This window comes from Yersinia thracica (genome assembly GCF_902170565.1).
Classification (GTDB): domain Bacteria; phylum Pseudomonadota; class Gammaproteobacteria; order Enterobacterales; family Enterobacteriaceae; genus Yersinia; species Yersinia thracica.
On sequence record NZ_CABHXX010000018.1, the window covers coordinates 1 to 11,803 of the forward strand.

Here is an 11,803-nt window from a genome sequence, read left to right on the forward strand (position 1 = left end):
ATGGAGTTAACTTTTTAAATAAACATTAAATTTAAAATATAGTATTTTATTCGATGTTTTTTGTCTGTAAATGAATTTTTATTTTTCTAAGGAGAATATCTCTATTCTGAGATATTAATAATATTATGAATGCAGAAAAAAAATGCCGTTTATCGGCTGAGTATGGCGGATGTGTAGGGTTTTTAGAGGGAGCATTTGTCCGCTTTTACCAACAAGGGCTATTTACATGGAACAATTTCACAGATACACCATTAAAGGTTTGTGGTCGACCGGTAAAGAAATTAGATGGAACATGGCTATTAAGTGGCGGATTACCTTTGACGTCTTTTTTGGCACAAAAGCTTGATGCTAAGATATATCAATGGGGAGCTGTACTGGATATGACATGGGAGAATGATGAATATGAATTTTGGTATCACAATGAGATTGGCCGACTTAGTAACCCAAGTTATCAACCAAGTGTCACGACACAAATTTTGATAGAAAGTGATGATGCATTCTCGATTTACCCATCAAATACTCTTTCTTATTGGGAATTACTTACATCCACAAAAAAGGAAAAAAAGATATTTATCAGAAAGTTAAAAAAAGAAATGTTAAATTAAAAAATAGTCGTCTGTCGTAATCATCGCTCTATTTTGTACTCCCGCCAACGTCGGGCTAACAATTCTTCTGTCCGGATAGCCCGTTAAGAAGAATATAACAGGCGATTTGGTTTTATTTTAACGACAAGCTAGCATGGGATGGTGTGAGTATTTCATCTTTTAATCCTCTAATCTAACACTCCGAATCTTGCCGTCACATCGTGACGAATATTTGACACTAACGAGCTACCGTTCAAATGCTGGATAGATAGGCTTTGGGATGAGTGACTTCTTGCTCGTGTAGCCTTACGTCAACTGGTTAGTTTTCTTTGAAAACCAACGATGCTTACAGATTCTGGAGTACAGAAATGATGAGTAAATTGACACGACCACGTAAACTGTTCTTTTTTGTCTCCGCTGCTATTGTAAGTTTTTATTCATTACAAATCGCAGAAGCTTGCACTCGTATTTTATGGAATGACAATAAATTTGGAGTGTTTGCTGCGCGATCAATGGACTGGCCTCAAAGTACAGAACCGATGCTGTTTGTATTCCCCAAAGGTATAACACGTAATGGTGCTAATTTTGGCTCAGAAATTGTTGTAAAGGATAACCCTGCGGTATGGACCTCGCAATATGGCAGTATGGTAACAGCCATTTATGGCCGAGGGGCTGCCGACGGATTTAATGAAAAAGGTCTGGCAATTCATATGTTATACCTTAATGCAACTGATTATGGCCCACGAGATATTAGTCAACACGGATTACAGGTTGGAATGTGGGGGCAGTATGCATTGGATAATGCCGCGACAGTGGCTGAAGCATTAGATAAACTGGCAAAAATACAGCCTGTGATGGTTACGGTGAATGGATTTAAAGGAAGTGTCCACCTGGTTCTGGAAGATGCGTCAGGGGATTCAGCACTGATCGAATATATTGATGGTAAAGCTGTACTACATCACGATAAAAAAATGCGTGTTGTGACTAATGATCCCCCATATACAGAACAACTGACCATGCTGAGCAAATTAGATTTCAGTCACCCGCAAAGTACAACACCTTTACCGGGTAATATGACTTCGGCAGATAGACTTGAACGTGCTTCTTATTTTCTGCAACTCCTACCTCAGCCTAATGATGAGCGAGAGGCTGTCGCGAGTATAATGGCTGTGGCGCGAAATGTTTCAGTACCTTTCGGTGCCCCTTACAAAAATTTTGGTATTTATGACACAGAATATCGAACAGTCATTAACTTTAACGATCAACGGTATTATTTTGAGTTGACAACTAGCCCTAGCGTTATCTGGGCAGACCTGAAACAGTTTGATTTATCAGCAGGGAGTAGTGTACTCGCCTTTGATCCACGTAAGACTTCTCTGTCTGGGAATGTTTCTAATGCATTTAACAAAATAGATAAAGCACCATTTTAAATTAAATATTTTCATTATTTAATTAACTATCGGGAATTTCCTGTTATAGATTGGTGCTCGTTAATTGGTTATATCACTTATCCGGAAGGTGTTATATGCCTATGATATTTTCTCGAGTTTCGGCATTATTATACAAAAAACTACATTTAAGCCTATTCTTACTATGCATACTTGATTTAAATACAACTGTATTTGCTGCCACATCGCCATTAACCGATGATGATTGGACAATAACGGTTACACCCTATATTTGGGCGCAGTCATCAAATGGTAATGTGTCGGCGTTAGGTCGTAAAGCACCATTGAACGTTCCTTTTGATAAAGCACTGCGTGATACGAATGCCGGTTTTATGGGGAACGTCAGCGTGACTCATGGACGATTGGGCGGATTTCTTGATGCACAATATCTTAAATTATCTGGCAACCATAATATTGATGCATTTGGGGATCAGATAAGCGCCAGTGGTAGCTCAACAATGGTGAGTCTTGGTCTTTTTTATCGAGCCTATCAACTTCCATTGGGTGGAAATACTATTTTCAATGACCCTAGACTCTTTGCTGTGGAACCTTTGATGGGTGTTCGCTGGACTCGCTTATCTGCCCATATCGGTGCGCTGGGGCATGAGATTGGTGACCATGCTCTTTGGCAAATACCATTCGTAGGGGGGCGATTAATGTATGATCTATCAGACCGATGGATCTGGGGATTTGAGGGTGATGTTGGGGGGCGGCGTGAGCAAATCGCTTTCCAAGGGCAAACATGGCTGGGTTATCGAACCGTTATTTTTGGTGTTAATACAGAATTACGTGCGGGTTATCGGGCGTTGTATCAGAATTATAAAAAAGGTGATTTTGAATGGGATGTCACACAACATGGGCCGGTTGTGGGGATAGCAATGCATTTTTAACTAGCGAAGTTAGTGTATCATTTCGCCAGTCTGATACTGAATTATAAGTTTATTTCTTTCTTAATATACAAGAAATAAAGATAATGTTACGTTTACTTTATTACCTTGCTGTGAAGTCTTTTTTTAATTTCCCCTTTAATAAGTTTGTATTCGTTGTGCATCGATGACGATCTTACGGCAGAAAGGTGGGCTATAGAGAGAAACGCTATGAGGGGATATCAATATGTACGCGGTATTTTATTCCTTACTGGGATGGTCTTGAGTTCGGCGCTGTGGGCGAAAGGGGAAGTGCACCTATTGTTTCATATGGGGGCTGGCAGCGGCGGTCAATTTTTTGTGGGCGGGACACTTATTAATGCGGGTGATACGGCGGTAGCCGGTGGTTATTTGGTTATCATTCCTGTGGGCGCTCACTGCCAATTGGCTGCACCGAAATTACAAACCTTTGGTCCTTTAGCTCCAGGGGAAAAAGTGGGGTTTCGAGCGCCAATGGATATAGCTCTGACTGATTATCATTTAGCGGGTTTCGCTGCCTACGACGATATGGGTTTTCCGTTACCTGTTGTCGATGAGACCCGTGAAATAATAAAAACACGAGAGTCCGAACAGCGCAAGGCTTGCTCAGCTTCCCGTCAGACGGATACACAAAACCACGGATGATTGGATACTTAATTGTGGTCGTGAGATGAGATATATTAAAGTAGAGCACTTAGATCGGAAGATGATACTAAGTGCTTTATTATCAATGTGTTTCGTCGTGAATATCGTACTCATAGACGAATTCATTATTTTCCAGTGAGATATGTAATTGGCGATAGTGCGGCTTATTTGCTTTAGCGGCCAGCAAAGTATGGCTGATCTCCGGCATAAGGGTATTCGTCAGGATACTGTCAACCATTCTTCCCCCTGATTCTACTTCTGTGCATCGGGTAACAATCTGGTCGATGACCTCGTTGCTAAATGTACTGGTAATTCCATGGTTTTCTAACAGTCTGTGCTGAATATTACTCAGTTGTAAGCGCACAATATTCTCTAATATAGTGTCGGTAAGCGGATAATAAGGCGTTATTAATAGACGGCCTAGGAAAGCGGCGGGGAATACTGAAAGTAATTCTTGGCGCAGCATTTGATGAAGGGCTTTCGGCTCAGGCATTTGATCTGGCTTGTCGCATAACTCTGCAATCAAATCACTACCAACATTGGAAGTTAAAATAATAATGGTATTACGGAAATCGATATAGCGACCTTCTCCATCCTCCATCCAGCCCTTATCGAATACTTGGAAAAAGATCTCGTGCACATCCGGGTGTGCTTTCTCTATTTCATCCAGTAAAACCACGCTGTAGGGGCGGCGGCGCACAGCTTCAGTTAGCACTCCACCTTCACCATATCCGACATAACCAGGAGGGGCTCCTTTTAAGGTGGAAACTGTATGTGGTTCCTGAAATTCACTCATGTTGATGGTAATAACGTTATGTTTACCTCCATACAGTGTTTCGGCCAAAGCAAATGCTGTTTCAGTTTTGCCTACGCCAGAAGGGCCTACGAGTAGAAATACACCAACGGGTTTATTGGGGTCATCTAACCTGGCGCGAGAAGTGTGAACACGACGGGCAATTAAATCCAATGCATGCCGTTGACCGAAAATACGTTGATTCAAGGTATCTGAAAGCTGTAATACAGCTTCAATTTCATTTTTAACCATGCGGCCTAGTGGAATTCCTGTCCAGTCGGCGACAACGGCCGCGACGACATTGGCATCAACGGCGGTAAAGATCAGTGGTGATTCATCCTGTAGCTTATCCAATTGTTTATGGTAATGACTAAGTTGTGATCGTAATTCATCAACAGTAAGGGAGGCGGTATCTTGATCTTCTGTCTTTTCTTCTACTTTATCTATTTCCTGTTGGTGCAACTTGGCCCGTAATTCAATGACTTGTTTGGCTACCTGCTGTTCCTTGCGCCAGCGTAGGATTAATAGCTCCAATTGTTGTTGCTGCGCTAACAGTTGTGTTTCAATTTCTGATGGGTGCAGCGGATTGCCAATACTCACATTAATTTCACGGCGCGCGATATCAAGTTCAATTTGTAACGCCTCTATATTACGGCGGCAATTCTCGACGGGGGCGGGTTCTGTGTGTTGGCTGATAGCCACGCGAGCACATGCGGTATCCAATAAGGCTATTGCTTTGTCTGGTAATTGTCGTGCCGGGATGTAGCGATGGGAAAGGCGTACCGCAGCGTCCACAGCTTCGTCAAGTAATAGCACTCGGTGGTGTTGTTCCAGAGAACAGACAATACTGCGAAGCATTAGCCGAGCCTTATCTTCATTTGGCTCATGAACTTGTACTACCTGAAAACGCCGGGTTAGAGCGGGATCTTTTTCGATATACTTTTTGTACTCTGCCCAGGTCGTTGCACCAACAGTGCGTAGTTGACCACGAGCCAGCGCAGGTTTTAGCAAATTAGCCGCATCACCAGTACCTTGGGTACCACCGGCACCCATCAATGTGTGTATTTCATCAATAAAGAGAATAATGGGTGTTTGACTGGATTGCACTTCGTCAATCACTGACTGTAAGCGCTTTTCAAATTCACCTTTTACCCCGGCACCAGCTTGCAACATATTGATATCTAACAGATAGAGTTGTACGCCACGCAGTTGTGGTGGAACATCTCCTGCGATAATACGCAGGGCCAGGCCTTCCACCACTGCGGTTTTCCCCACACCAGCCTCGCCAGTCAGTAATGGGTTGTTTTGTCGGCGTCTCATGAGAATGTCGATAACTTGACGTATCTCTTCATCACGCCCTACGACGGGGTCAATCTTCCCTTGGCGTGCATGTGCTGTTAGATCTATACCGTACTGTGTCAACACACTGCTGCCATCAGCCGTAGACTCTATAGTTTCTGCTACGGACGGTGTAAGAACATTTTCTGAGGAGCAGGCAGTAATAGTGGTGAATTGTTCCACCAATTGTTCCGTATTGATCTGGTTAAATAATGCAGATATCTCCGTTAATTGACAGCGCAAACTATGTGTTTTCAGCATGCCAATCAGTAAATAACCACCACGTATTTTCTGTGAGCCGAATTGCAGTGAACTGTATAACCACGCCCGTTCTACCGCATTATCAATATGTTCAGAAAGATCGGATATAGAGCTAGCCCCGCGGGGCAGACGATCAAGTGCATCGACGATATCTTGTGCCAATCGATCCCTATCAATACTAAAATAGCGAATTAATTGTTGCAGATCTCCTTCTGGTGACTGTATTAACTGATGCAACCAGTGGACTAATTCAACATACGGATTGCCGCGTAGTTTACAAAAAGCGGTAGCATTTTCTATACAAGAAAATAAATGATTATTCAATTTTCTAAATAATGTCGAACGGCTAATTTCAGACATGTTTTTCCTTAATTTTTAGAATAAGAGATTAGTGTTACTTATTGGGTTATCCCAACATAGGTAACTAATTCGATATGTCTTAGTGATGAAATGAGCTTTAGAGGATTATTTTAATCCCAAGCTTCACTGGGCTCAGGGCTATACGTTAGATCGCTGACATCATGCTTTGGTTGCGCATGACTTAGCCAACTGCTTAATCCCAGGCGCTGTGTGCCACCCACTTGAGTGCCCTGTAATGCCTCTTTTGCCAGAATTAAACGAAGTTCCCAAACAAACTCAATACCAATATATTGCCGCACCCAGTCGCGTAATTTTTCACAATATGCGGAGCCGGGCAGGAAATGGTCGTAATCTTGTTGCGACATCGGCCCTAATTCGATACGGAATTTGTGCTGTATATCGCGTACTGCAACTCCGAGGAATGCTGACTCACCTAAACGTGCAGTGTTACGCCCTGCTTGTAATCTGGCTCGTTCACATTTCTCCACACTCAACCAGTGAGGGACGTTTTCCACAATATGTACTGGAACCTTAAAATAGTGACGCAATATTTTCCCCAAACCTTCCGGATCATGGCTGTGGCGAATTAAATGGCCAGCCATGAAATACTTAGCGTGAACGTTGATGCTATCGCGTTCTTGTAATGCGGGTTGTCCGGTACCGATCAGATTAGAGAAGTAATTGTCGAAGCGTGTGTTATCAGGTCGGTCTAGTGAGACTGTAGGCTGAGTATCTGCCCAGGCGCGATAAAATAAAGTGATTAGCCGATGATGAAATAAGTTAGTAAAGGCGAGAAATGTGTCATCCTGATAGTGTTGTATCCGTTCATGTACGAACTCAGTTAGGTGTAAGGGGAGTGGGCCGTCGGGGCCGAATAGGCCAAAGTTAAATATCGAGACTTCATACAATTGCGTATCGCTACGTGGGCTGATTTCCGCCAATGTTGTGGGGATGAAAAATAATTGCGGTTTTTGGCCCAAACGCAATATTTCGTACCGCGGTAGTGGTGCGCGTCCCAGCAAATACGGTTGGCCAGACCGAGCATCGATATACCGCAATAAATGAAATAACCCATGATGTTCAGGTTTTGCAGCCAGCATTTGCCAGAAATTGGGGAGGATGCGACATTTGGTATTGATATTAAAGGGTATATTAACGGAAGACTCATTCATATCAGCATCCTTTTACCCGGCCTATTTTGCCAATGAGCAATTTCACCACAGAGTGGACTAGAAAGTGTCATTTCGGTAAATGTGTTTATAGCGACCAGGCGTGAAAATAGGTGCTCCAATACACTACCGATTAAGTAGGGGCTGCTTCCAGAGAATGCCTGATCGTCAACAATGAGTTCAATGGCGATACCGCGGGCGAATACAATGGGACCTGGTTCGGGAATACGGCGATGAACCGGGCGTAAGCGACAGTGGCGTATTCCTTGAATTTGTTTGGCTACAGCAGGTTCGCTGAGATTACCGTACAAGCTAAGTAATTGACGCAGCTTGGCTGCGCCCTGCTCAGGATTACTATCCATTATGCTGAGGTAGTTGAGTTGTAACTGGCTGATTAAACGCCATGTGACTATCCCTTCCGCCAATGCGGGCCGTGGAGGGGTTGGCCCTTTTCTCAATAAAACCTGCTTAATAGGGATTGAGTCCGGCATTTCAAAACTACCTTGTTGTTGAAGTAACAGTAGCGGCAGATCCCGATTGGTACACAGCACATCGGCGGTAAGGTATTTAAGATCACTGTTCCAAGGGGACTGATGCTCATCGACCAGTGAGACAAATAATTCAGAACCCGAATAGTTATTACGACGACCATGCTGGCGTGCATGCTTGGACAGGATGCGTTGTTCGCGACGTTGGGAAAAGTAGGCACCGTAATTATCGGTACTCGCAATGCGGTAGAAAGGGCTGAATTCTTGCGTATAGTCTTGTTTACTGGCTCTCAGCCGTTGAATAGAAAATATTTCATAATCAACTGGATGGATATTATCCACGACTAGATGGTATTCGTGATTTTTCTCATTAATTGTGATGCGTTCGGTAACCTTAGGGAATAGGTTGATAACCGGAGTGCAGTGCAATGCCAAATGATTGATGTCAATCACTCGTTCCAAGGGCAGATTTTGACGATCTAATAACACCACTATCTCGAATTGGCGCAATATATTTTTACTGTTTAGCTGCTCCGGTAGCCCGTTAACACTAAAAAACTGGAAACGTGCTGGGAAAGCGAAATATTCTTGTAGTAGTCGATAACTCTCGAAATTGCGTTGATCACTTGGTAATAGCGCTTGCTCTGGTTCAAATCCTTCTTGCCGTAATGCGTCTTTTTCCAATAACCACCGTTGGGGTTGTGGTTCCACTGTTTGATATACAACCCCAATACTATGCTGCATGAGCAATTCCAGCAATTGTGCTGCTTGTTGGTCTGGGCCCGCGAGAAAAAATACCAGTTGGTTGAGTTTCATGTCATTCAGCGTGACAGTCTCATCACACTCAATCTGGATGCGTAATGCGCTGACGCAGTGCTTAAGGTGAGGGGCTAGCGTCGAAAGAGGAATATCATTTGGAATACCAGCTAGTTCAATATGTTTCAATTGTATGGGCTGTAAAGTGACATTATGTGCGGTGGTATAACGACAAGTTATGCCACTCTTTTTCATTGAACTGCTGTCTATTCGGCTCCCTCGAGGCACTACAAAACCTTTGCTGATATCACCTTTGCTGATATCCGGCTGTAACTCGGCAATAGCTATCGATGGTGTGGGTGAAAGATAATTAGGATAGAGACTCTCCAGTAAATGTTGAGAGAAACTCGGAAACTCATCATCCATTTTTAGCTGTATACGCGAGGTAAGAAAGGCAAAACCCTCCAACAAACGTTCTATATAGGGGTCTGCTACTTCAATTCCGCGCATACCAAGGCGCCCCGCAACTTTTGGGTAGCGTTCACTGAATTCAGAACCCATCTCATGGAGGTAAGCTAACTCACGATTATAATAATTTAATAGTTTTGTATCCATCTGCTCATCCCATGTCTTTTAGATTGAAGTGGCCGTTTTCCAGATCTATATCCGTATGAAAAAGGAACTCGAGTGGATGCGGCTTACACCATAGATGTCCCTTAATTTCAATCGGCAGTAAATTGTAGAGTTTCTGCGAATTGTTATTCACAATACAGCGTACTTGTAGCCCATCGGGGAGTATCCGGGGCTCAAATTTAAGGATTGCTTGGGTCAGTACATACTCAATATCCTTCCATTCGATATCTGAGATATTTTTGCCCGCCAGCGAGGCAATGCCGTAGTTAATTGTGGAGCACCGAACCCGAGGGAAATCCCCTAAAGTATTGCTCGACTCATTATTTATACAGTTGAACAATCGTTGTAAGTCGTGTAGTACGTGAAGTCGTAATTCATGATGTGATATAAAATTTCTTAAAGCGGTTTCTTGCTTTTTTTGGGGTTCGTTATCGGTGAGCATAGTGAGCAACATCGGCAGTATATTATTTCGTGAAATCTGCCGTTGGCTATCTTTGCGTAGCGGGTCACTTGGGTTGTGCAGTATGTCATTTTCTTGATAGGGGGTAAGTTGTTTAATATCCATATTTAATAATCCTCATCCAGCTAACATTTGTAGTATTTATATTTTTTTGGGATAGTAGGTATCTACTCTGGTATCATTATTTTTCTCAGGATTTAACTGTAATTTCTGGTGCTGATTAATTTTTATTTATTGGGTTGAATGTTATTAATCGACTTTGTCGATTGGCTTAACTTTGTGTCAATAATAAGTTGGTGATAAGTTTTCACAAAATAATCCCATAAGATAGCTTTATGGTAATAAGGTAGAGGCCACCTTGACATACTACGTGTACTACGAACTTCTTCTGCCAATTTTATTGGGTGTAAGGGGGATAGAATATTTTCAATAATGATGGGGGGTATTCTCTGACAGATATCTACCTCATTTAGTGCATCAGAGTTTGTTTTCTCAAGTTGTATAGAGTTTATGATTTTCGGTATAACAATATTCTCAATATCATCATTGTTTTTTTCATAAGAGAGAGTGATTAAATGCTGTGATTGTTGGCTATCTTCAGCCAATAGAATACTTGGCGTTGTATCTACCAGTAAGTTTTCATATTCCAAGACAGTGTTGTTATCGAAGAGAGTCATTGGATCGTTGGTTGTTTTCTGAACATTGATATTACCCGCCAGGTTTTCTCCTGGTTTGTCTGTAGGTAATTCGGATGAGTGTTGTATGCTTTTATTGCTTTCGGTTTCAGTAACCAAAAGTGAGGAGGCTGAAAATAGTACGGGAAAATCTTCCTGTAAACTATCCCAAATTTTATCTGCGATTAGGTTTTCATCAGCTTTTGTTTCTTTAGTGTTGGATGGCTCTGTAATCTGCTCTTCCTTTTGGTACGATGATGGCGTTAAATCCAGTGGCGGTAGCATACTGACCTGAAATTGGTAGTTGTCGATACGGAGAAAGTCACCAGGCTGCAATTCTATTTGTTCATTGTCTGCCAGAGGCACACCATTTAACAATATATTGGAAATATTATCATAGTTTATTATATAGCATTTACCCTCAGTGGATATTGTTACAATGAGCGAACACTGAGGTATCGCTTTATTATTATCAGAGGTTCGGTTATTCCCATTGTTACTGAGAGTCTTTCCTAGAAAAGAATCATGATAAAAATTGATTGGGCAAGTTTTATTTTTTTGTTGTTTTTCATTATATGGTTGCATAAGTAACTACCTCTGGACTTTGAGTAAATAAAGATGTGGCCCATGATTTAATTAGTAAGTTTTTATTTTATTAGAAAGATAAATTCCCCAAGTATTTTCTTGGGGAGTAATATTAATACTCTTCGTTTTTTGTTATGCCACAACCCACTCGGTGCCTTCGCTTATATCCCAACCAAAGCTTGTTTCTACACCTTTACCACCTGAAGGGGCTTGCTCCCAATAATGTTGTGAGATTTTTGAAGCGTGTAAAGTATAACTCATTCCAATTTCTCCGTTGAAACCAACTGCATTATAGTGTATGTCCGTGATCATTACATTTTGTAATTTTATATTGAAGTATTCAAATTTTGATCCACCATTCCCTGCCTTACAAGCAATTAACACAACTTCATTTATGTGTTTACCAATACTACAGAATTTCAGAATTGTTGCAGTTGATTTATCGATAACAGTATTAATGTGTAGATCTTTGTATACGACTTTACCAGCACCACCACCACCACCGTGTCCCATATTACTCGGTTGTGCAGCTCCCCAGGAAAAAGAAACGATAGCTGTTGTTTGTGCATATACTTTGTCTTTGGATTCACCGTTAACGCTATCAATTTTTAGAAACATATCAGAATTTACTTGACTCATTGTGTTACTCCATTTTATGGCTGAAAATATTAATTTTGCATTTGATTTAACGAGTGTTAATAATG

10 protein-coding genes are annotated in these 11,803 nt (G+C 41.8%); 4 read left to right on the top strand and 6 right to left on the bottom strand.

Going from position 1 to position 11,803, the window contains the following annotated elements:
- Positions 1-125 precede the first annotated feature (125 nt).
- The 4 genes from FTA91_RS02365 to FTA91_RS02380 all read left to right on the top strand — a co-directional run bounded on the left by FTA91_RS02365 (position 126) and on the right by FTA91_RS02380 (position 3,582).
- Entirely contained in the window at positions 126-605 is a 480-nt protein-coding gene (locus FTA91_RS02365) for a hypothetical protein (RefSeq protein WP_050112404.1), read from the top strand.
- A gap of 347 nt (positions 606-952) precedes the next feature.
- Positions 953-2,014, top strand: coding sequence for a linear amide C-N hydrolase (locus tag FTA91_RS02370; RefSeq protein ID WP_080983567.1), 1,062 nt, complete (start codon positions 953-955; stop codon positions 2,012-2,014).
- A gap of 95 nt (positions 2,015-2,109) precedes the next feature.
- The gene (locus FTA91_RS02375; RefSeq protein WP_050112405.1) at positions 2,110-2,922 is read left to right on the top strand and encodes a hypothetical protein; all 813 of its coding nucleotides are present in this window, start codon (positions 2,110-2,112) and stop codon (positions 2,920-2,922) included.
- Positions 2,923-3,129: 207 nt separating this feature from the next.
- On the top strand, positions 3,130-3,582 hold the full coding sequence (locus FTA91_RS02380) for a membrane-associated Zn-dependent protease 1 (protein ID WP_050112406.1): 453 nt from the start codon (positions 3,130-3,132) through the stop codon (positions 3,580-3,582).
- Positions 3,583-3,664: 82 nt separating this feature from the next.
- On the opposite strand, the gene tssH is transcribed toward FTA91_RS02380, so the two are convergent.
- The 6 genes from tssH to FTA91_RS02410 all read right to left on the bottom strand — a co-directional run bounded on the left by tssH (position 3,665) and on the right by FTA91_RS02410 (position 11,738).
- Positions 3,665-6,334, bottom strand: coding sequence for a type VI secretion system ATPase TssH (tssH, locus tag FTA91_RS02385; RefSeq protein WP_050112407.1), 2,670 nt, complete (start codon positions 6,332-6,334; stop codon positions 3,665-3,667).
- 110 nt (positions 6,335-6,444) lie between these two features.
- A complete protein-coding gene (tssG, locus tag FTA91_RS02390) occupies positions 6,445-7,506 on the bottom strand; it encodes a type VI secretion system baseplate subunit TssG (RefSeq protein ID WP_050112408.1) in 1,062 nt (353 codons plus the stop codon).
- On the bottom strand, positions 7,503-9,362 hold the full coding sequence (tssF, locus tag FTA91_RS02395) for a type VI secretion system baseplate subunit TssF (protein ID WP_050112409.1): 1,860 nt from the start codon (positions 9,360-9,362) through the stop codon (positions 7,503-7,505). The genes tssG and tssF overlap by 4 nt, the downstream gene beginning before the upstream one ends.
- Positions 9,363-9,366: 4 nt before the next feature.
- A complete protein-coding gene (locus FTA91_RS02400; protein WP_050112410.1) occupies positions 9,367-9,945 on the bottom strand; it encodes a type VI secretion system baseplate subunit TssE in 579 nt (192 codons plus the stop codon).
- A 122-nt stretch (positions 9,946-10,067) separates the two neighbouring features.
- On the bottom strand, positions 10,068-11,099 hold the full coding sequence (locus tag FTA91_RS02405) for an FHA domain-containing protein (RefSeq protein ID WP_145535816.1): 1,032 nt from the start codon (positions 11,097-11,099) through the stop codon (positions 10,068-10,070).
- A 132-nt stretch (positions 11,100-11,231) separates the two neighbouring features.
- The gene (locus tag FTA91_RS02410; protein WP_050112412.1) at positions 11,232-11,738 is read right to left on the bottom strand and encodes an Hcp family type VI secretion system effector; all 507 of its coding nucleotides are present in this window, start codon (positions 11,736-11,738) and stop codon (positions 11,232-11,234) included.
- Positions 11,739-11,803 lie beyond the last annotated feature (65 nt).